This is a genomic window from Staphylococcus muscae (assembly GCF_003019275.1).
Lineage (GTDB): Bacteria > Bacillota > Bacilli > Staphylococcales > Staphylococcaceae > Staphylococcus > Staphylococcus muscae.
Window position 1 is genome coordinate 1,869,682 of sequence record NZ_CP027848.1, and the last position, 21,922, is coordinate 1,891,603.

Sequence of the window (21,922 nt, forward strand, 5' to 3'; positions counted from 1 at the left end):
GAAAGTGAAACTCATATTTTTTCATAAAAGTTGTAGATGCTTTTTATGGTATGGATGGCTATAATTGAAAATTTTAGTAAACATATTTTTTATTTTAGATATCTACTACGATACTTATTTTAGTATATTAATTTAACGTATAATCATTATGCTACATTTCTATTTGTTATTTCTATCAGTGAAATATAAAAAGTATATCGACATATTTATCGAACATAAATATGTTGATATACTATATTTATTAAAAAGAGAAAGCTTATATTATACAATTAATAAGAAGTAAAAGGTTTGTACTAATTATTATTTTCAATCGATAACAATTATTATTTGATTGTTCCCCATAGTTTACCTAATTCATTAGTTGCTTTATTCCAAGTTCTAACTGGTACGTAAACTCTAGCTCCTTTAGAGTTAGTATAACCAATCCACACATGGCCGTCTTGTTTCATAACTTCATCATACTTAATAGTTTGTCCAGCTTTAAGAACACCAGCTTGAGGCATGCTTCTGAAAGGACCAGTAGTTCTTGTTATTATTTCAAAATTTGCAGTAAAACTAGCTGACTCAGCCTTGTATAGAGTCCCGTATTTATTAACCTTATAACCATTATTAGTTGTAGTAGGTTTAGTAGTAGGTTTAGTAGTAATTTTACTGCCATATCCAGCACTTTTTAAAAATGGTAGGGGATCTTGTGCTGATGCATTTGAGAAATTATTGGTCATTCTTTGGAAATGTAAATGCGGAGCAGTAGAAGCCCCAGTACTACCCGACCATCCTATAATTTGACCTACTTTAACAACATCTCCAACTTTAACGTTGAATTTACTTAAATGCATATACCATTGTCTATGGATACCATCTTTTTCAATTAATCCAATTTGATTACCACCACCATAATTACTCCATCCAGCTTCTACTATTTTTCCATCTGAAATTGCTCTGACCGGAGTTCCGATATTCATGAAGAAATCTATACCGTAGTGTCTCCCATTATTGATATTTAGTGGATAAGGTCCATATCCTCTTTTATATTGAGTTAGCCATCGTGCATCATGACTAGATGTTGCTGCTTTACGAAAAAAACTATCAAAATTGTTTATTGAGTTTGTGTCAGGTTTTGGTTTTATTGAATCAATAGAAGTAGAAGTGTTAGAGTCGACGTTTGAATCAATAGAAGTAGAAGTGTTAGAGTCGACGTTTGAATCAATAGAAGTAGAAGTGTTAGAGTCGACGTTTGAATCAATAGAAGTAGAAGTGTTAGAGTCGACGTTTGAATCAATAGAAGTAGAAGTGTTAGAGTCGACGTTTGAATCAATAGAAGTAGAAGTGTTAGAGTCGACGTTTGAATCAATAGAAGTAGAAGTGTTAGAGTCGACGTTTGAATCAATAGAAGTAGAAGTGTTAGAGTCGACGTTTGAATCAATAGAAGTAGAAGTGTTAGAGTCGACGTTTGAATCAATAGAAGTAGAAGTGTTAGAGTCGACGTTTGAATCAATAGAAGTAGAAGTGTTAGAGTCGACGTTTGAATCAATAGAAGTAGAAGTGTTAGAGTCGACGTTTGAATCATTAGAAGTATTAATGTTAATTGTTGAATCATGAAGAGATGGTTTTAATTCAGATGCTTCTGCATAGTCACTATTCAATACAAAAATAGACCCCAATGCAAATGTAGTTATTGACAGAGTAATGCTTTTAGAAAATAAGAAGTTCTTTTTGATTTCTTTCAATGTAATCACCCATATATTATTTTACAATATTATAATACCATAAAGTTTTATTGTTGACATATTTTTTTGGAAAAGTTATTATGTATTCAGATGATAAATTTGGAGGGATACCCAAGTCTGGCTTAAGGGGACTAAATTTTATATTTAGTTAGGAGCTTTATGCTTGCGTTGGTTCGAATCCTTCTCCCTCCGTAAAATTTAAGAGACCAGGCATTGTTGAGATGCCTGGTTTTTTGCTGTTTATGTTAGAATAATGATATCTAAATGTATAAAAAGGAGTTGTTCAATTAATGGAGTTTGGTCGTTTAAATCAACATGAGTTTGAAACATTTGTAAAAGATAATTTCTTGCATTATACACAAAGTCATGAACACTTTTCGTTTCGTAGTGTGAATCAAAAAGATGTCCACTTAGTAGGTGTGAAAGATGAAGATGGCACTGTTTTAGCCGCATGCCTACTTACGGAAGCAAGAAGCTTAAAGTTTTTTAAATATTTTTATACACATAGAGGGCCTGTCATGGATTATCAAGATTTGTATCTTGTGAAATTTTTCTACTACCATTTGACAGAGTATTTAAAAAAACACAATTGTCTTTTTGTATTAACAGATCCATACTTATTAGAAAATCTACGTGATACGAAAGGCAATATATTGAAACATTATGATAACGACTTATTCATTAAACAAATAGCTCAACTTGGTTTTGAACATCAAGGATATTCAGTTGGTTATTCTCAAACCAGTCAAATTCGTTGGTTGTCTGTATTGGATTTGGCAGATAAATCAGAAGATCAATTGCTGAAAGAAATGGATTATCAAACGAGACGTAATATTAAAAAACATACGAGATGGATGTACAAGTTCGTACGCTATCTATCGATGAAACAGATCGATTCTTTAAGTTGTTCAGAATGGCTGAAGAAAAACATGGTTTCAAGTTCCGTGATCAAGATTATTTTGAGAAGATGCAACGTATATATTCAGGAAATAGTATGTTGAAGTTGGCTTATATTGATTTAGAGAATTTGTTGGAAAAGCAAAAAGAAAAAACGGTATCTTTATATCAAGCACTTAAAGAAGCGGAACAAAAGTTACAAGAAAATCCAAATTCTAAAAAAAGTAAGACCAAACATCAACAAGTGAAGCAACAATTAGAGAAACAAGAGAAGAAGTTAGCAGAAACAGAACAACTGATTGAAACGGATGGTACTATATTAGACTTAGCGGCTGCGCTTTATATCTATAATGAACATGAAATGTATTATTTATCAAGTGGTTCGAATCCGAAGTACAATGCGTATATGGGGGCGTATCGTTTACAATGGGAAATGATTAAGTTTGCAAAGGAACATCATATAGATCGTTATAATTTCTATGGTATTACTGGAGACTTTAGTGACGGTGCAGAAGATGCTGGTGTTTAGCGTTTCAAAGAAGGATTTAATGCACATGTGGAAGAATATATTGGTGACTTCATAAAACCTGTCAAACCATTGATCTATAAGTTATATCAGCGCATTAATCGCTAAAAAAAGAGCCGTAAACCAAAAGTATCTTTGACTTTTTGAGTTTACGGCTCTTTTTATATTAACGACGACGTGCAATCATATCTAAAAGTGGGCGGTATTCGTTGTCAATCAATCCTGTAAATTCAACGATGAGTTCGATTGTGATAATAATTAAAATAATCATTAAAAAGACGCCCCACGGCTGCGATAAGTAAAGAATGACGCTTACGACACTGAACATCACGGCAATAGCATAAATTAATATGACCGTTTGACGATGCGTATAGCCTAATTCTAGCAACTTGTGATGTAAGTGAGACTTATCTGCTTGCATAATATGTTGGCCTTTTTTAACGCGTCGAATCATCGCAAATAGTGTATCGATAAATGGTACGGCTAAAATCACCACTGGGAAAAACAGTGAAATAAATGTGATGTTTTTGAATCCAAGAAGAGAGACAAAACCAATGATAAAGCCGAGTAGTAAGGCACCGTTATCGCCTAAAAATATTTTTGCTGGATGGAAGTTGAAAACTAAAAATCCTAATAAAGCACCAATTTGAACACTACAAATCATAATGATGAAAATGTTACCTTGCAAAATAGCGATAAATGCAATTGTAACGTAAGCAATTGTTGAAATTCCGGCAGCAAGCCCATCTAGGCCATCAATTAAGTTGATAGCGTTAATAATCGCAAGGAACCAAATAATTGTAATAGGAATGCTTAACCAACCGAAGTGGATTGTTGGACCGATTGGTAATGAAATAAAATCAATTGTAACGCCGTACATAACAACAATCGAAGCAGCAAGGGTTTGACCTAGCAGTTTTAAAATCGGTTTTATATCATATAAGTCGTCAATCAACCCTACAAGATATATAATAATGGCACCTAATAGTAAAGGTTTTGTTTCCCGTTCAATCGGATGGCCGAGCCAAATGCCGATAAAGAAAGAGATGAGTATAACGGCGCCACCCATCATAGAAATTGGTTTTGTATGTACCTTTCGGAAATTCGGTTTGTCAACAATATCTAATTCTTTGGATACAGCGATCACAACAGGCGTTACGATCAAACTGACAATCATAGAGACTGCAATGAGTGTTAATGTATACATCAGGTCACCCTCGTCAATAAATGTAATTTTTATGTATTATATATGTCGTCAAAATAGAAAGTTCGTATATCAGAACCATACTGAATTTAGATTAAGAGATGTTTTAATTTCTAGCTTTACTTATCTTATCACATGTTAACCAATTATATCTCTATAAATCATATCATTTTTGTAAAAGCTTTCTGAACATTGCTGATGACAAAAAGTAACTTTTCAAATACAATAGATGTTGATGCAAAGGAGACGACGCTTATGATTCAAGCAATTATTTATAATATCTCTGTTACAATTGCAGGTATTTATGTATTTCATCGTCTGCAATATGCAGAATCACATGATTTTCGTTTTTCAAAAAGTTATATGACTGTTTTAATGACAATTGTTGGACTACTACTCACATATTATCCAGTGCCTATTGCTGGCTATGCAATTCTTTTATCATTTGTACCTATACTTTTTTTAGGACGGTATACAAATGCCATTTATACATTTTTGTCAGCAATTATTCTAGCACTTGTCGGCTATTTCGTCTTATCAATGCCACTGATATTTGCAATTGCATTAATTATTATAGCAGGTGTGGCAAGCACGGTTGGGCCATTTATTAAATACAATCACATTATTGCTATTCAAATTTTAAATGTAATCAGTATTATTATTTTACTCGTTATCGCATGGTTTGCACCGAACTATGATACGGAAGCAGTGCTTTACCTAGTCCCACTTTCAATTGTGACAACTTTAGTAACAGCATTCTTTTACATGGATGTCCATCGATTCTTCCGTCTAATTGAACGTTATGAGAATGAAGAGAAGATTGATTATCTGACAGGTCTTGGAAATGTAAAAGAGTTTGATAGACATCTGAATGAGATATCGAATGAAGCACAACAACAAAATCAAAGCTTAGGGTTACTTTTAATTGATATTGATGGTTTCAAAGATGTTAATGATGCCCATTCACATCAGGCAGGAGATGCCGTCTTAAAACAAATGGCACATTTACTTGAAAACTATGTACCAAAAGATACGAAGATTTTCCGTAATGGTGGAGAAGAATTTTCGATTGTGTTACGTGATTGTTCTTTAGATGCTTGTGTAAAACTGGCAGAAAGTATTCGTGTCGCTGTTGAGAAGTCAAGTTTCCACTTGCCTGACAAAACAGTCATTAAGTTGTCTGTATCGATTGGTGTTGGATATCTCACAGACGATGTATACAAATCACAGCGCAAAGTTTTCAAAGATGCAGATGATATGTTGCATGTTGCGAAAAATGAAGGACGTAACAAAGTGATGTTTAACCCGATTATTAAGTTACAATAACGATAGGAAGACCTCAAAATTCGAGATGGATTTTGAGGTCTTTTGTGATAGAAAATAGAGTCTTCTAGATATCAGTTGTGGACAACAGCTAAGAAAAATCTATGATTCCAATTATGACTATGCTAATCTAATAATATTAAAAGCTATTCTAAAATATAAAGAGCATTAAAATACTTGCTTTAAATGATATGAATAATTTTTTATATCTAAATTGAAGGTGAATGTATGAAAAAGGGACTATTTGAATGGTTAGTGGCCATCGTTATTGGAGTTGTCATCTCATTAGTTATCACGCAATTTGTTGCATCTGTATATAAAGTTAGCGGACTGTCAATGTATCCAACATTTAATGATCAAGATCGTGTGATTGTTAGTAAAATATCTAATCAGTTGAATCAAATTGATCATGGCGACGTTATTGTGTTTCACAAAGATGCAAATACAAATTATATTAAGCGTGTAATTGGAAAGCCGGGCGATCATATTGTATATAAACACGACCAATTATATGTTAACGGAAAAAGGATAGAAGAACCTTACTTAGAAGAAAATAAAAGTCATAAAGTAGGAAAGACATTGACTGAAAACTTTTCAACACGTTCACTTGTAGGCTCGAATGGTCAAGATAACATTCCTAAAGACAAGTATTTAGTATTAGGAGATAACAGACAAAACAGTATCGATAGTAGGAGTACAGAACTAGGATTAATATCCAAACAACAAGTTGTTGGGAAAGTTATTATACGTTTTTGGCCATTTAATCAATTTACTACTAACTTTAATACATAATTATCAACTTTACAGATGATATGTTGCAAAAAATGAAGGCCGTAACAAAGTGATGTTTAACCCGATTATTAAGTTACAATAACGATAGGAAGACCTCAAAATTCGAGATGGATTTTGAGGTCTTTTGTGATTGATGCATAATTTGGCATATTATTGATTAGGATGTAAAAGTAAAATGTGCCATGAGTAAATCTTATTATATTGAAAACCTGATGAAAAAAGTTTGGTTGATTTGTCTTTTTGTATTGCAACGCCCTTTATTACAAGGTAGACTGACAATTGATTTGATGGATAAAAAAGGAGGATGTTTCATGCCCGAAGCATTGACGATTATAGATGAAAATAAAGTCATAGATGTAGTGTTACTTGCGGGTAAAGTGTTACTTGAAAGTGGTGCTGAAACCTATCGTGTAGAAGATACGATGGGACGTATTGCGGCAAGTTTTGGTTTAGAAGATACCTATTCTTTCGTAACATCGACAGCGATTATCTTCTCGCTCAACGATCGGACGAATACACGACTTGTTCGCGTCCGTGAGCGAACAACAGACTTGGAAAAGATTGCCATTGCGAACAATGTCTCACGTAAAATTTCACGCAATGAATTGACATTAGATGAAGCGAAGTCAGAGTTGATTCACCTAGAACAAGCATCATTACAGTATTCTTTTATCGTGAAGTTTCTATCTGCAGCAATTGCATCAGGATTCTTCATGTTTATGTTTGGTGGCGTTCGTCATGATTTCCCGTATGCGGTATTAGCGGGGGCAGGTGCGTTTTTGACATTCGACATCGTGCAGAGATTTATACAGATTAAGTTCTTTTCGGAGTTTATCAGTTCAACTGTGGTGATTGTCATTGCGGCATTTTTCACCAAAATTGGTTGGGCAATCAATCAAGATATCATTACGATTGCAGGTGTTATGCCACTCGTACCTGGTATTCTCATCACTAACGCAATTCGTGACTTAATGGCAGGAGAATTACTTGCGGGTATGTCACGAGGTGTTGAAGCAGCATTGACAGCTTTCGCAATCGGTGCAGGTGTTGCGATTGTTTTACTTATTTTTTAGAGAGGGGGAGCATGATTGACGACGGTATTGTATTATGTAGCACAATATTTGATTAGTTTTATTTCAACGATGTTATTTTCTATCTTGTTTAATGCACCAAAGCGTCTGTTATTAGCGTCAGGGTTTGTAGGTGCGACGGGATGGATTATTTATAAATTCACGCTCGACTTGAACTACGGGACCGTAATGGCTGCCTTTTTCGGAAGCTTCATCTTAGGTATGATGAGTCACACGATGAGTCGCCATTACAAGCGTCCAGTTATCATCTTCATTGTACCGGGTATTATTCCACTTGTTCCAGGGGGCGCAGCTTATGAAGCAACCCGTTTGTTAGTAACTAATTCATATACAGCTGCGGTGAATCAATTTTTAGAAGTGACGTTGAACTCAGGAGCCATCGCATTCGGTATTTTATGTGCGGAGATTTTTTACTATATCTATACACGGATAAAACAGGCTTATGGTAAACTTAAAGGCAAAACATATCGTAAAGGTTATCATATGAATAACCGCATATGAGGAGTGGATGAGGATGAAATCAGCAATTATAGAAAGATTAACGCGTTATGTCACGATCAACACACAATCAGACCCTTATAGTGAGACGACACCTTCTACACTACAACAATGGGATTTATTACGCTTGTTGGAAGAAGAACTCAAGGCAATGGGGCTTGAGACAGATATGGATGAATATGGTTATTTATTTGCAACATTGCCATCGAATATAGATAAAGATGTGCCGACGATTGGTTTCTTAGCACATGTCGATACATCACCTGATTTCAATGCGGCTAACGTGAAACCGCAAGTGATTGAGCAGTATGATGGTGGTGTTATTCAACTAGGTGATTCTGGGCGTGAGATTGATCCGGCAGTATTTCCAGATATGCAGAAAGTAAAGGGACACACGCTTATGACAACGGACGGGACGTCATTGTTAGGTGCCGATGACAAAGCAGGTATTGTAGAAATTATGGAAGCAATGCATTATTTTACGACGCATCCAGATGTTCCGCATGGTCGTATTCGTGTGGCATTTACACCAGACGAAGAGATCGGCAGAGGACCACATCGCTTTGACGTTGAACGTTTTGACGCAGACTTTGCGTACACAATGGATGGAAGTCAACTTGGAGAACTACAATATGAAAGTTTTAATGCTGCTGAAGCGGTTGTGACATTTGAAGGGGTGAATGTGCATCCGGGCTCTGCCAAACATAAAATGGTTAATGCTTTGAACTTGGCGACGTACTTCAATCAATTACTGCCTGCTGAAGAAGTGCCAGAGCATACAGAAGGTTATGAAGGTTTCTATCATTTAATGCACTTAGAAGGAAATGTTGAAAAAGCGACAGCGCAGTATATTATTAGAGATCATGATCGTGAATTGTTCGAAAAGCGCAAACAACAGATGATTCATATTCAGAGAGAAATTAATGCACGCTATCATTACCAACCCATCAATATTGTGATTAAAGATCAGTATCATAATATGGTAGAGAAAATATTGCCACATCCACATATTATTGACTTAGCGAAAGCTGTATTTGCTGATTTAGAGATAACACCAAATACAGAACCGATACGCGGTGGAACAGACGGATCTCAACTGTCATATATGGGATTGCCGACGCCGAATATTTTTACAGGCTGTGATAACTTCCACGGACCATATGAATATGCATCAATTGATGTGATGACATTGGCAACACAAGTGATTATCGGTATTGCACAAAAAGCAACTGAGACAGAACTTGAACAATAATTATTGAAAAGAGAAGGACTGACCGCCAAGTTTGAGCGATCAGTCCTTTGAATTTTGATATTAATTATCTTCCAAATCAAATGGAAGTCGTTTTACATCTGATTCTTCTAAGTCATATTTGGCTTGTGTGTGCGTATTTAAGAAGGTAATGAAAGCGTCACGCTCTTCTTCAATCACGTCGATATGATATGTTACTTTGTCAGTATAGACGGTGTCACGTAAGAAAAACGTTGTTGATTGGAGTTCATATTCGAACTTGCCTGTTAAGTCATAATCAATCGTCACCTTCATTGGAATGGCAGGGCGAAGAATGATGCGTCCGACGTCTTGGATAACATCGCGCACGGCGCCACCGTATGCACGGATTAATCCACCTGTTCCAAGCTTGATACCACCAAAATATCGCGTAACAACAACAGCAACGTTATGTACATCATGTTTTTTTAACATTTCGAGCATCGGGACACCAGCAGTTCCACTTGGCTCGCCATCGTCGCTTGCTTTTTGAATATGCATGGTATCCCCAACTGTGTAGGCTGAACAATTATGTGTGGCTTCACGATGTTCTTTTTTCTTTTGTGCGATAAAATCTTTCGCATCATCTTCAGTTTCCACAGGCATAATATGGGCAATAAATCGAGATTTGTTAATGATATTTTCAATTTCATGTTCGCCTTTGATTGTAACGACTGAACGTGTCATTTCTGTCATCCTTTACTTCATAATTTCTTGTTTACAATTATACTATATAACGTAAAAGAAAGAATAGTGAAGGATGTCGATTAGAAGAAAGCAGGTGCGATTGTCAAATTGTAAATAATGCATGAAATTTAATCTGAAAGCATGTATGATAATAGAAGATAAAATTGAAACTGGTTTTCAAAAGTTTTGAAGCGCAGTGTGTAACAATGATGACACAAAAGAGTATGTGAAATGAATTAAAAACAGGCATTTCATTGTGAATTGTAGTACACTGTAATTTGTATCTTATTTGAAAATGAGCGTGAAGAGAGCACGTGTTAACTTATAGAGGAGGACGATGAGATGAAAATAGCTGTGATGACAGATTCAACAAGCTATCTACCTCAACCTATCTTAGAAAAATACCATATTCGTACAGTGCCTTTGAGCATTACTTTAGAAAATGGTGAAAACTATAAAGAAAATGAAACAATTTTTGCTGATGAATTCTACACAATCTTAGCAAATTCTGAAACAATTCCAACAACAAGTCAACCTGCAATCGGTGAGATGATTCGTGCATACGAAGCATACAGAGATGAAGGTTATACGGATGTTATTGTCGTACATTTATCAAGCGGGATAAGTGGTGCATACCAAACAGCGATTCAAGCAGCTGATATGGTCGATGGCATTAACGTACATCCATTTGACTCTAAAATTGCGTGTTTACCAGAAGGTGCGTTCGCATTACGTGCAATTGAGTTAATCGAAGCAGGTAAAGATGTTCAAGAAATATTAGTAGACCTAGAAGATATGCGTGATAAGACAGGTGCATATTTAGTTGTCGATGATTTGAAAAACTTGCACAAAAGTGGCCGAATTACGGGTGCACAAGCATGGATTGGAAACTTATTAAAAATGAAACCTGTCTTAACATTCGATGATGGGTTAATCGTCCCACACGAAAAAGTACGTACGAAAAAACGTGCATTAAAAATGATTGAAGAAAGAGCACTAGAACTTGTTGAGCAAATGGAGAATCCGACTATTATGATTATCGGTGGAGATCATAAAGCAGAGTCACGCCGTGTTTTTGATGAGATGGTTGAACGTCATCCAGATAAACACATCGTCTTTTCAGAGTTTGGTCCAGTTATTTCATCGCATCTAGGACTAGGTGGATTTGGTATTGGTGTTACAGATCGCCATATCAAATATTTGAAGGATGAACACAATACAAAATAAAACGATAAGCGACTAAAATTTTTTCATAAGTTTTAGTCGTTTTTTTGTTGTAAAAGTATTTTGAACGGGTGAAGCGTGTAATAGGTATGAAGGGGGGATGGCGAATGCGATACGGCCAATTAATCACTGATAAGTCTCATCTCACATCGGAACAGATCGCCGAAGTGTCTTTTGGTGTGATCACTGTTGACGGTGTTTTACGTTGTATGCAGTGTGGCACACAATGTCAAAATGATTTTTATACGTATACGGCAAGTACAACTGGTATGCCCATGAGCTATTGTCGTAAATGTATCCAGATGGGGCGAATGTCTACGATTGACCGTATATGGCGTACTGACAGTGTGAATGTTCGATCTGATGCATATTATGAATTGCCGTTCAATCTTTCTGAACAACAACAGTATGCGTCTGACAAGGTGTTAAAAGCAGTGACACATTATGAGACATTGCTTTTGCATGCGGTGACAGGTGCAGGCAAAACAGAAATGATTTTTGAAGCTATCTCATATGCACGTCAACGGGGTGATAACGTAGCTGTTGTATCACCTCGTGTTGATGTCGTCATTGAAGTGAGTAAACGATTGTGTGACGCATTTTGTGATGAAGCGATTGATATATTGCATCAATCGAGTCATCAACAATACGATGGGCATTTTATCGTATCGACAGTACATCAACTCTATCGGTTTAAGCAACATTTTGATGTTTTATTTGTAGATGAAGTCGATGCCTTCCCATTATCAATGGATGAGACACTTATGAATGCGTTGCAACAAGCGAGCAAACAACGGAAAAGTATCGTTTATATGACAGCAACACCACCACAGTCCCTCATTACAGAAGTTGGGCGAGAGCGAATTGTTACACTGCCCGCGCGCTTTCATCGTCAGCCACTCGTCGTGCCAGTTTTTAAATATTTTAAAGTACGTTATCATCGCATACAACATAGTCTGTTACAGCGAATACATGCACAACAAGCAGCAGGACGAACGACTTTGTTGTTTTTTAGTCATATCGACGCAATGTGTCAGTTTTATGAAACATATCAGTACCACGTGTCCGATATGTGTTATGTGTACAGCGAAGATTCTGAACGTTTGACAAAAGTAGAGTCACTCCGTAACGGTCATTATTCTGTCGTGTTAACGACAACGATTCTAGAAAGGGGATTTACGATGGCGGCACTTGATGCTTGGGTGATGGAAAGCCATCGCTATTCGTCGACAGCATTGATTCAAATTGCGGGACGAGTTGGACGCAAACTTGCTTGTCCGACTGGAGACGTGTTGTTTTTTCATGAAGGACGCACAAGAGCAATGTATCATGCGCGTAAAGAAATTCGACGTATGAACGGACTGGCAGCACAGAAAGGATGGATTGATGTATGAATTGTTTCGTATGTTATGCGAAGATTGCGGAACCTTTTACGTTTAGTAATTTATTTGAGCTACCACATTTATTGTGTGAAAAGTGTCGTATCCAACTCATTAGTTGTCGGTTGAACAATGATGCACGATGTCCATATTGCAAAGGTTGCTTAATAGAAGGAAGTTGTATGACTTGTGAACATCTCAGTGACAGTGTAGTTCGATTTGATTATATTTATGCGCCGTACTGTTATGATGGATTGTTGAAAGAAATCATTCAAAGATATAAATTTATGAGAGATGTCGGTCTTGCAGAAGTGCTTGCCCGTTATATGATTTGGCCCAAAGCACGGTATGATATCGTTATACCAATGCCCTCATCACCACAAAATGATGCGTTGCGTACATTTAATCCTGTAAAATACGTCTTGCAATCAAAAGGCATGCAATTTCATGAACTGTTAGTGATGGACAATCGGCATAAACAGTTTGATTTATCGAAAAAGGAACGGTTTCGCATTGAAAACCCGATAAAAACGACTGATGAAAAAAAGCTCGAAAACAAACGTATCTTACTTGTAGATGACATTTACACAACAGGGAAAACTGCTCATAATGCTGCTATTAAGCTATTTTCATCAAAAGTCAGAAAATTAGATATGTTAACGTTTGCACGTTAGCGCAAACATGTTAAAATATAAGTAAGAAATATAATAAAAAGAGGTTGAAAGGAGCGAGCACTATGATTAAATTTGAAATTCATGGGGACAACCTCACAATCACAGATGCTATGAGAGATTACATTGAGGAGAAAATCGGTAAACTTGAACGTTACTTCACAAATGTACCGAATGCAACAGCACATGTAAAAGTGAAAACGTATCAAAATAATGGTACGAAGATTGAAGTGACAATTCCGCTCAAAAATGTAACACTCCGTGCTGAAGAACGTCATGATGACTTATATGCGGGCGTTGATTTAATTACTAACAAATTAGAGCGTCAAGTGCGCAAATATAAAACACGTGTTAACCGTAAACACCGTGATCGCGGTAGCGAAGAAGATATCTTCGTAGACGCACAACCAACGCAACCTGAGGTAGAAGAGGCAACAGATTCTGATATCGAAATCATTCGTTCTAAAACGTTCCACTTAAAACCAATGGATCCAGAAGAAGCGGTATTACAAATGAACCTTTTAGGTCATGACTTCTTCGTTTTCAATGACCGTGATACAGACGGAACAAGCATTGTTTACCGTCGTAAAAATGGTAAATACGGCTTAATCGAAACTGAATAGTGACACAATCGTAACTATACGTATTGTATATAGAAAGAGTCAAGGTGCGTACCGTACCTTGGCTCTTTATTTTCGAGTATTGGAATTGATGAGACAAATGCGCCGAGCATGTAGTAAACATACATATCATGCTATAATGGTAATTTGTAAAGGTATATTAATATAAATGTTTACTAAATAATGTTATGATGAGTTGTTGTAAGCGATAGAGTTTTAAGCTAAAGGAGCGAACGAAATGGGTATTTTATCCAAACTGGTTGACGGTAACAAAAGAGAAATTAAACGTCTAAGTAAAATTGCAGATAAAGTTCTTGCCTTAGAAGAAGATATGGCAATTTTAACGGACGATGAAATCAGACAAAAAACAAAAAAATTCCAAGAAGAAGTACAAAATATAGATGACATCAAAAAACAAAATAACAAATTAGACGAAATTTTACCTGAAGCATTTGCATTAGTACGTGAAGCATCAAAACGTGTGTTCAACATGTCGCCGTATAAAGTTCAAATCATGGGGGGGATTGCCATTCATGGTGGCGATATTGCTGAGATGAGAACAGGTGAAGGGAAGACCCTCACAGCAACGATGCCAACCTATTTGAATGCCTTAACAGGTAGAGGTGTGCACGTTATTACGGTCAATGAATATTTATCTTCTGTACAGTGTGAAGAAATGAAGGAACTGTACAATTTCTTAGGATTAACAGTAGGTCTTAACTTGAATAGCTTGAATACGACAGCGAAGCGTGAAGCATACGCACAAGATATCACATATAGTACGAACAATGAATTAGGCTTTGACTACTTGCGTGATAACATGGTGAACTACAAAGAAGACCGTGTTATGCGTCCAATGCACTTTGCAATCATTGACGAGGTGGACTCGATTCTGATTGACGAAGCACGTACACCATTGATTATCTCTGGGGAAGCTGAAAAGTCTACAACGATGTATACACAAGCGAATGTTTTTGCGAAAATGTTGAAGTCAGAAGAAGACTATAACTACGATGTTCAAACACGTAATATTCAATTGACAGAACAAGGTATCGATAAGGCAGAACGCTTTTTCAAAATCGACAACTTGTATGACTTGAAATACGTGGATGTCATTCACCATATCAACCTTGCATTACGTGCGAATTATACGATGCAACGCGATGTGGACTACATGGTATCAGAAGGCGAAATTTTAATCGTCGATCAATTTACAGGTCGTACAATGCCTGGACGTCGATTCTCTGAAGGTTTACACCAAGCGATTGAAGCGAAGGAAGGTGTGAAAGTTCAAAACGAATCAAAAACAATGGCGTCAATTACATTCCAAAACTATTTCAGAATGTATCATAAGCTTGCAGGTATGACAGGGACAGCGAAGACGGAAGAAGAAGAGTTCCGTAACATTTACAATATGACTGTGACACAAATCCCAACAAACCGTCCTGTACAACGTGAGGACCGCAGTGACTTAATCTATATTAGTCAAAAAGGCAAATTCGATGCGGTGGTTGAAGAAGTGATTGAAAAGCACCGTAAAGGTCAACCTGTCCTTCTTGGTACAGTAGCGGTGGAAACATCAGAATACATTTCTGAGTTATTGAAAAAACGTGGTATTCGCCATAGCGTCTTAAATGCGAAAAACCATGAAAAAGAAGCGGAGATTGTTTCAGGTGCAGGTCAAAAAGGTGCTGTAACAATTGCGACCAACATGGCAGGTCGTGGTACCGACATCAAACTCGGAGAAGGTGTAGAAGATCTTGGCGGTTTAGCTGTTATTGGAACAGAGCGTCATGAATCACGCCGTATTGATGATCAGTTGCGTGGACGTTCAGGTCGTCAAGGTGACAAAGGTGATAGCCGTTTCTATCTGTCACTTCAAGATGATTTGATGGTGCGCTTCGGATCTGACCGCATGCAGTCAATGATGAATCGACTCGGCATGGACGATACAACGCCAATCGAGTCTAAGATGGTGTCACGTGCTGTTGAATCGGCGCAGAAACGTGTAGAAGGAAATAACTTTGATGCACGTAAACGTATTTTAGAATATGATGAAGTATTACGAAAACAACGTGAGATTATGTACGAAGAACGTAACAAGATTATCGATGAGCCTGAAAGCTCAGCATTAGTGATTGCGATGATCAAAACAGCACTTGATCGTACCATTTCATACTTTGTTAACGAAGATGAAGAGAACCCAGATTATGAGCCACTCATTCACTACATTGAAGATGTGTTCTTACACGAAGGTGAACTGAAGGTTGCTGAAATAAATGGCAAAGATCGTGAAGATATCTATGAAATTGTTTGGCAAAAAATTGAACGTATCTATGAGAGTCAAAAAGCCCTTCTTGGCGAGCAAATGCCAGAGTTCGAACGGATGATTCTGTTACGCACAATTGATAATCATTGGACGTCACATATCGATACGATGGATCAATTGCGACAAGGGATTCATTTGCGTTCATACGGTCAACAAAACCCATTGCGCGACTATCAAAATGAAGGTCACCAATTATTTGATAATATGATGCAAAGTATTGAAGAAGATGTAAGTAAATTTGTATTGAAATCAATTGTTTCTGTCGATGATGACGTACAGCGTGAAAAAACAAAAGAGCTTGAAGGTCAACACCTTTCAGCAAATGATGGTAAAGAAAAAGTTAAAGCACAGCCAATCGTTAAAAAAGATGACGTCGGACGTAATGACCCATGTCCATGTGGCAGTGGTAAAAAATATAAAAACTGTCACGGTAAATAGGTGATAGGGAACAGATGTAAAGGAGCGATAGTGGATGGAACTATCTGAAATCAAGCGACATATTGATGACTATGCAACAAAGTTAGAACAACTTAGGGGGTCTCTTTGACTTAGAAAACAAAGAGACCAATATCCAAGAATATGAAGAAATGATGGCAGAACCAACGTTTTGGGATGATCAACAACGTGCACAAGAAGTGATTGATCAAAACAATGCGTTGAAAGCGATTGTGACGACTTATTATGATATTGCGTCAGATATTGAAGAGATGGATGCGACGCATGAACTGTTGCAAGAAGAGCTTGATGAAGATATTAAAGCAGACCTTGAAGAAACAGTGAGCGATTATGCGCCTAAGTTAGATCGCTTTGAGTTACAACTGTTGTTGAATGGTGATCATGATGCGAACAATGCCATTTTAGAGTTACATCCAGGTGCAGGTGGCACAGAGTCACAAGACTGGACGAATATGCTGTTGCGTATGTACCAACGCTTTTGCGAACAACAAGGCTTTAAAGTCGAAGTGGTAGACTATCAAGCAGGAGATGAAGCAGGGGTCAAAAGTGTCACGCTTGTCATCAAAGGTCATAATGCTTATGGCTATTTGAAAGCAGAAAAAGGCGTACATCGTCTTGTCCGCATTTCACCTTTTGATTCATCCGGACGTAGACATACTTCCTTTGCATCGTGTGATGTCATTCCAGAATTCAACAATGAAAAGATTGAAATCGAAGTGAACCCGGATGATATTACAGTGGATACATTCCGTGCATCTGGTGCGGGCGGACAGCACATTAACAAAACAGAATCTGCCATCCGTATTACCCACCATCCAACAGGCATTGTCGTTAATAACCAAAATGAGCGATCACAGATTAAAAACCGTGAAGCAGCAATGAAAATGTTGAAAGCGAAGTTGTATCAACTCGAGTTGGAACAAAAGGCACAAGAACTTGCGGCAATTCGTGGCGAACAGAAAGAAATTGGCTGGGGTAGTCAAATTCGCTCGTATGTGTTCCATCCTTATTCAATGGTGAAAGACCATCGTACGAATGTGGAAACAGGGAACGTTAATGCGGTGATGGATGGCGATATCGGTATGTTTATCGATGCCTATTTGCGCAGTCAAATGAACGATGCTTCTGAAACAATGTAATCATAAAGAATCAAAACCTTCACATACAATTTGTGGAGGTTTTTTATGATATTTCAGCGAAAATCTCAACAATCACCATGTTATTTCATTTGTGTCACAAGTGCGTAATGCGTCTATTTTTATGATAATGACGTGCTATACTGAATCCATATTTTTTCAAGGAGATGAAATGATGTTCCTATCTCATATATTCATGGTTGCCACATTGCTATCCCATCCTTCAACAATGATTCAACAAGTGTCATTGCCAAATGATACGACAATCTACCAGTTAGCCCAACAGTTTGCGACGACGTCAGAACGCATTAAACAACTGAATTATATGACACAAACTCCCCGATATTTAAAAAAATATGAAACACTCAAATTACCCGCTGATCATATTCTAATGAAACCACCACATCAAACACTTCCAAACTTTCTACATAATCAACATATTTCTTACGATACATTTCAGAAGTTCAATCCATATAATCTTCAAGGTGATGTGCAGTATATTGCAATTTCGAACAAAGGAATGGCGCATCTGTCATTACCAGACTTATCACAGCTCTTACCTAACTCAACAAAATATGACACTTCACCCAAAACAATGCCAGCCGAACAGATTGAAAACACATACACATCGGGTCAATGTACCTACTATGTATTTGAGCAACGTAGGCAAAGACATCGACCTATTTCAAATAACTGGGGAGATGCGAAATATTGGGCGATTCATGCACAGGAAGCGGGTTATACCGTTTCTAACCGCCCCCGTGCGAATGCCATTCTTGTCTCACAAGAAGGACGTTATGGTCATGTGGCGATTGTTGAAGCATGTCATAAGCATACGATTCTTATTTCAGAGATGAATTGGCAAGGAGAAGGTGTTATCAGTCAACGTGTCATTTCGAATATAGGTGACTATCAATATATTTATTAGATAAACAAGATGTTGTACCAATTCTATGTGCGAGAAGGTGAAAAAATGTGTTATAGTATCATAAACTATAACGATGCGCATGAAGGAGGGAACAAAGATTATGGGTGTTCACCAATATTTCAAAAGACTATCAGATTTAGAAAAACTCATTCGTTTACCTGGAAAGTTCAAATATTTTGAGCATAACGTTGCTGCGCACTCTTTTAAAGTGACGAAGATCGCCCAATATTTAGGGACAGTTGAAGAACATTATGGTAAAGAAGTAGACTGGAAAAGTTTATATGAAAAAGCATTAAACCATGACTTTGCAGAAGTATTCACAGGTGATATTAAAACACCAGTAAAATATGCGAGTAGCGAGTTGAAACGTCTCTTTTCTCAAGTTGAAGAAGAAATGGTCGAGACATTTATCTCGGAAGAAATCCCTGAGAGCTATCAGGACATATATCGCCAACGCTTACAAGAAGGTAAGGATGATTCATTAGAAGGTCAAATTCTATCTGTTGCTGACAAAATTGACTTGCTGTATGAGACATTCGGCGAAATTCAAAAGCGTAATCCAGAACCGCTCTTTTTTGAAATTTATGAGATGAGTTTAGAGACGATTATGCAGTTTGATCATTTACATTCTGTCCAAGACTTTATCGATAATATTATTCCTGAGATGCTCACTGAAAAATTCATTCCACGTACAGAGTTGCGTGAAACGACGATGCATATATTAAACAATAGAAAGCAGTGATCGAAGTGATATGGTATGCGTTAGCCGCTTTTTTTCCATGTGTGTTAGTTGTAATACTCAGTGCAATCACACGAAGTAAATGGATTGGTACGTGCGTTACGCTTGTTTTGATAGGGGCCTCGGTTTATAAAGGTTTCTTCCATGATGAATGGATTATCTTTATAGATGTTGCATCCATATTGGCAGGCTATATCATTGTAGATTCACTACAAACACATCAGCGAGAAGATTTTAAATGAGTTGAATAGACTGTCATAATTGATACCGTTTAGAACTGTTTATGAGTTTTAGACGGTATTTTTACGTTTTTGACATCGTTTAAAAGATAATAAGAAAAGGGTATAGAGCAATGAAATGTTAAAAACGAACAGATGTTTGTATTTTTATATTGAGTTTTGGTAAAATAACAGTACGATTATGTGATGAGAGGGCGAGTATGCATGGAGCATCATGATTTTAAAGTAGTATCTCAGTTTGACCCACAAGGTGATCAACCCCGGGCCATTGATGAGTTAGTACAAGGGATTAAAGATGGCAAGCGTCATCAGACTTTGTTAGGGGCAACAGGAACAGGTAAAACATTTACGATGAGCAATGTCATCAAACGTGCAGGGAAACCAACATTAATCATTGCGCATAACAAAACGCTAGCAGGTCAATTATATAGTGAATTTAAAGAATTCTTTCCTGAAAATAGAGTTGAATATTTTGTCAGTTACTACGATTATTATCAACCAGAAGCATATGTACCATCAACGGATACATTTATTGAAAAAGATGCATCGATTAATGATGAGATTGACCAGTTACGTCACTCCGCAACAAGTGCATTATTTGAACGTGATGATGTCATCATCATTGCAAGTGTCAGCTGTATTTACGGTTTGGGTAACCCGGAAGAATACAAAGACTTAGTTGTGAGTATCCGTTCAGGTATGGAGATGGATCGCAGTGAACTACTGCGTAAGTTAGTCGATGTACAATATACACGCAATGATATTGACTTCCAACGTGGGACATTCCGTGTGAGAGGAGACGTTGTGGAAATCTTCCCAGCATCTCGTGATGAACTGTGTATTCGTGTTGAATTTTTCGGAGATGAGATAGACCGTGTCAGCGAGATTAACTACTTAACAGGGGAAGTATTGAAAGAACGTGAGCATTTTGCACTCTTCCCAGCATCTCACTTCGTAACACGTGAAGAAAAAATGAAAGTCGCAATTGAAAGAATTGAAAAAGAATTGGCTGAACAACTTGAAAAATTGCGCAGTGAAAACAAACTTTTAGAAGCACAGCGCTTAGAACAGCGTACAAACTACGACCTTGAAATGATGCGTGAAATGGGCTTCTGTTCAGGGATTGAGAACTACTCAGTGCATCTTACGTTACGTCCGCTTGGTTCAACCCCTTATACATTACTCGATTATTTCGGTGATGATTGGTTGATTATGATTGATGAGTCCCATGTAACGTTGCCTCAAATTCGCGGGATGTATAACGGTGACAAGGCGCGTAAAAACGTACTTGTTGAACACGGTTTCCGTTTGCCAAGTGCACTGGATAACCGACCATTGATGTTTGAAGAATTCGAAGAGAAGGCACATCAGTTAGTTTATGTTTCTGCAACACCAGGCCCATATGAGATGGAACACACTGACGAGATGGTCGAACAGATTATCCGTCCAACGGGTCTATTAGATCCTAAAATTGACGTGCGCCCATCTAAAAATCAAATTGATGACTTGTTGAGTGAGATTCAAGCACGTGTAGAACGTAATGAACGTGTCTTAATTACGACATTAACCAAAAAAATGAGTGAAGATTTGACGACTTATTTGAAAGAAGCAGGCGTGAAGGTGAATTACTTACACTCCGAGATTAAGACGTTAGAACGTATTGAAATTATTCGTGACTTGCGCATGGGAACTTTTGACGTTTTAATCGGTATCAACTTGTTGCGAGAAGGTATCGATATTCCAGAAGTTTCGCTTGTCGTCATATTGGACGCTGACAAGGAAGGGTTCCTACGTTCAGAACGTTCACTGATTCAGACGATTGGACGTGCAGCGCGTAATGACAAAGGTGAAGTAATCATGTATGCGGACAAGATTACCGATTCGATGCGTGTAGCGATTGATGAAACAGAACGTCGTCGAGAGATTCAAATGGCCTATAACGAAAAACATGGCATTACACCGAAAACAATCAACAAAAAGATTCATGATGTGATCAGTGCGACTGTGGAAACGGACGAGACAAATGAAGCAGAACGTAAAGAAGTGCCGAAGAAGATGACGAAGAAAGAACGTCAAAAGACGATTCAAAATATCGAAAAGCAAATGAAAGAAGCAGCGAAAGCACTAGATTTCGAGAAAGCAACAGAATTGAGAGACTTATTATTTGAACTTAAATCAGAAGGGTGACA

At 37.3% G+C, this 21,922-nt stretch carries 19 protein-coding genes and 1 pseudogene; 17 read left to right on the forward strand and 3 right to left on the reverse strand.

Annotated features, from left to right (window positions below; translation table 11 throughout):
- Nucleotides 1–323: 323 nt before the first annotated feature.
- Nucleotides 324–1,208, reverse strand: coding sequence for a peptidoglycan DD-metalloendopeptidase family protein (locus tag C7J88_RS10800; RefSeq protein WP_408640783.1), 885 nt, complete (start codon nt 1,206–1,208; stop codon nt 324–326).
- Here C7J88_RS10800 and C7J88_RS10675 point away from each other — a divergent pair.
- On the forward strand, nt 1,108–1,599 hold the full coding sequence (locus C7J88_RS10675) for a hypothetical protein (RefSeq protein WP_282956680.1): 492 nt from the start codon (nt 1,108–1,110) through the stop codon (nt 1,597–1,599). The two genes, C7J88_RS10800 and C7J88_RS10675, sit on opposite strands and share 101 nt — an antisense overlap.
- Before the next feature lie 418 nt (nt 1,600–2,017).
- A pseudogene (locus C7J88_RS09200) lies at nt 2,018–3,258 on the forward strand (aminoacyltransferase).
- A gap of 58 nt (nt 3,259–3,316) precedes the next feature.
- Here the strand turns inward: C7J88_RS09200 and C7J88_RS09205 are convergent.
- Entirely contained in the window at nt 3,317–4,357 is a 1,041-nt protein-coding gene (locus C7J88_RS09205) for a glycosyltransferase family 4 protein (RefSeq protein WP_095115578.1), read from the reverse strand.
- A gap of 252 nt (nt 4,358–4,609) precedes the next feature.
- Here C7J88_RS09205 and gdpS point away from each other — a divergent pair, with 252 nt between their 5' ends.
- The 5 genes from gdpS to pepT all read left to right on the forward strand — a co-directional run bounded on the left by gdpS (nt 4,610) and on the right by pepT (nt 9,310).
- Nucleotides 4,610–5,680 carry a GGDEF domain-containing protein GdpS gene (gdpS, locus tag C7J88_RS09210; RefSeq protein ID WP_095115580.1) on the forward strand — a complete coding sequence of 357 codons (1,071 nt, stop codon included), beginning with the start codon at nt 4,610–4,612 and terminating at the stop codon, nt 5,678–5,680.
- A gap of 225 nt (nt 5,681–5,905) precedes the next feature.
- Nucleotides 5,906–6,469 (forward strand): signal peptidase I, encoded by a 564-nt coding sequence (gene lepB / locus C7J88_RS09215; protein ID WP_095115582.1) that lies wholly within the window; start codon nt 5,906–5,908, stop codon nt 6,467–6,469.
- A gap of 311 nt (nt 6,470–6,780) precedes the next feature.
- On the forward strand, nt 6,781–7,542 hold the full coding sequence (locus tag C7J88_RS09220; protein WP_095115584.1) for a threonine/serine exporter family protein: 762 nt from the start codon (nt 6,781–6,783) through the stop codon (nt 7,540–7,542).
- 27 nt (nt 7,543–7,569) lie between these two features.
- Nucleotides 7,570–8,061, forward strand: a complete 492-nt coding sequence (locus C7J88_RS09225; protein ID WP_371866980.1) for a threonine/serine exporter family protein — start codon at nt 7,570–7,572, stop codon at nt 8,059–8,061.
- A gap of 13 nt (nt 8,062–8,074) precedes the next feature.
- A complete protein-coding gene (gene pepT, locus C7J88_RS09230) occupies nt 8,075–9,310 on the forward strand; it encodes a peptidase T (RefSeq protein WP_095115588.1) in 1,236 nt (411 codons plus the stop codon).
- A 60-nt stretch (nt 9,311–9,370) separates the two neighbouring features.
- On the opposite strand, the gene C7J88_RS09235 is transcribed toward pepT, so the two are convergent.
- Nucleotides 9,371–10,012, reverse strand: a complete 642-nt coding sequence (locus C7J88_RS09235) for a YigZ family protein (protein WP_095115590.1) — start codon at nt 10,010–10,012, stop codon at nt 9,371–9,373.
- 342 nt (nt 10,013–10,354) lie between these two features.
- On the opposite strand from C7J88_RS09235, the gene fakB1 reads away from it, so the two are divergent.
- From fakB1 to uvrB, 10 genes are all read left to right on the forward strand, one after another.
- Nucleotides 10,355–11,239 carry a fatty acid kinase binding subunit FakB1 gene (gene fakB1 / locus C7J88_RS09240; RefSeq protein WP_095115592.1) on the forward strand — a complete coding sequence of 295 codons (885 nt, stop codon included), beginning with the start codon at nt 10,355–10,357 and terminating at the stop codon, nt 11,237–11,239.
- Between the two features lie 104 nt (nt 11,240–11,343).
- Entirely contained in the window at nt 11,344–12,630 is a 1,287-nt protein-coding gene (locus C7J88_RS09245; protein ID WP_095115594.1) for a DEAD/DEAH box helicase family protein, read from the forward strand.
- Nucleotides 12,631–12,797: 167 nt separating this feature from the next.
- Complete coding sequence (locus C7J88_RS09250; RefSeq protein ID WP_095115596.1) at nt 12,798–13,289, forward strand: ComF family protein; 492 nt, start codon at nt 12,798–12,800, stop codon at nt 13,287–13,289.
- Nucleotides 13,290–13,351: 62 nt separating this feature from the next.
- Nucleotides 13,352–13,909 (forward strand): ribosome hibernation-promoting factor, HPF/YfiA family, encoded by a 558-nt coding sequence (gene hpf, locus C7J88_RS09255; RefSeq protein WP_095115598.1) that lies wholly within the window; start codon nt 13,352–13,354, stop codon nt 13,907–13,909.
- A 235-nt stretch (nt 13,910–14,144) separates the two neighbouring features.
- A complete protein-coding gene (gene secA / locus C7J88_RS09260; protein WP_095115600.1) occupies nt 14,145–16,673 on the forward strand; it encodes a preprotein translocase subunit SecA in 2,529 nt (842 codons plus the stop codon).
- A gap of 34 nt (nt 16,674–16,707) precedes the next feature.
- Nucleotides 16,708–17,830, forward strand: a protein-coding gene (gene prfB / locus C7J88_RS09265) for a peptide chain release factor 2 (protein ID WP_103289520.1) whose coding sequence is annotated in 2 segments (ribosomal slippage) — nt 16,708–16,779 and nt 16,781–17,830 — 1,122 coding nt in all. Because the reading frame shifts where the segments join, the coding sequence is not laid out codon by codon here.
- 193 nt (nt 17,831–18,023) lie between these two features.
- Nucleotides 18,024–18,755 (forward strand): CHAP domain-containing protein, encoded by a 732-nt coding sequence (locus C7J88_RS09270; protein ID WP_159031418.1) that lies wholly within the window; start codon nt 18,024–18,026, stop codon nt 18,753–18,755.
- A gap of 100 nt (nt 18,756–18,855) precedes the next feature.
- Nucleotides 18,856–19,497 (forward strand): YfbR-like 5'-deoxynucleotidase, encoded by a 642-nt coding sequence (locus C7J88_RS09275; RefSeq protein ID WP_095115605.1) that lies wholly within the window; start codon nt 18,856–18,858, stop codon nt 19,495–19,497.
- A gap of 5 nt (nt 19,498–19,502) precedes the next feature.
- Nucleotides 19,503–19,736, forward strand: a complete 234-nt coding sequence (locus C7J88_RS09280; protein ID WP_095115607.1) for a CsbA family protein — start codon at nt 19,503–19,505, stop codon at nt 19,734–19,736.
- A gap of 201 nt (nt 19,737–19,937) precedes the next feature.
- A complete protein-coding gene (gene uvrB, locus C7J88_RS09285) occupies nt 19,938–21,920 on the forward strand; it encodes an excinuclease ABC subunit UvrB (protein ID WP_095115609.1) in 1,983 nt (660 codons plus the stop codon).
- Nucleotides 21,921–21,922: the final 2 nt, after the last annotated feature.

Bases quoted from the DNA above. Each gene is read 5' to 3' on its own strand.
- C7J88_RS09205 (WP_095115578.1), bottom strand. From the start codon at position 4,357: ATGTATACATTAACACTCATTGCAGTCTCTATGATTGTCAGTTTGATC.
- gdpS (WP_095115580.1), top strand. From the start codon at position 4,610: ATGATTCAAGCAATTATTTATAATATCTCTGTTACAATTGCAGGTATT.
- lepB (WP_095115582.1), top strand. From the start codon at position 5,906: ATGAAAAAGGGACTATTTGAATGGTTAGTGGCCATCGTTATTGGAGTT.
- C7J88_RS09220 (WP_095115584.1), top strand. From the start codon at position 6,781: ATGCCCGAAGCATTGACGATTATAGATGAAAATAAAGTCATAGATGTA.
- pepT (WP_095115588.1), top strand. From the start codon at position 8,075: ATGAAATCAGCAATTATAGAAAGATTAACGCGTTATGTCACGATCAAC.
- C7J88_RS09235 (WP_095115590.1), bottom strand. From the start codon at position 10,012: ATGACACGTTCAGTCGTTACAATCAAAGGCGAACATGAAATTGAAAAT.
- fakB1 (WP_095115592.1), top strand. From the start codon at position 10,355: ATGAAAATAGCTGTGATGACAGATTCAACAAGCTATCTACCTCAACCT.
- C7J88_RS09245 (WP_095115594.1), top strand. From the start codon at position 11,344: ATGCGATACGGCCAATTAATCACTGATAAGTCTCATCTCACATCGGAA.
- C7J88_RS09250 (WP_095115596.1), top strand. From the start codon at position 12,798: ATGACTTGTGAACATCTCAGTGACAGTGTAGTTCGATTTGATTATATT.
- hpf (WP_095115598.1), top strand. From the start codon at position 13,352: ATGATTAAATTTGAAATTCATGGGGACAACCTCACAATCACAGATGCT.
- secA (WP_095115600.1), top strand. From the start codon at position 14,145: ATGGGTATTTTATCCAAACTGGTTGACGGTAACAAAAGAGAAATTAAA.
- C7J88_RS09270 (WP_159031418.1), top strand. From the start codon at position 18,024: ATGGTTGCCACATTGCTATCCCATCCTTCAACAATGATTCAACAAGTG.
- C7J88_RS09275 (WP_095115605.1), top strand. From the start codon at position 18,856: ATGGGTGTTCACCAATATTTCAAAAGACTATCAGATTTAGAAAAACTC.
- uvrB (WP_095115609.1), top strand. From the start codon at position 19,938: ATGGAGCATCATGATTTTAAAGTAGTATCTCAGTTTGACCCACAAGGT.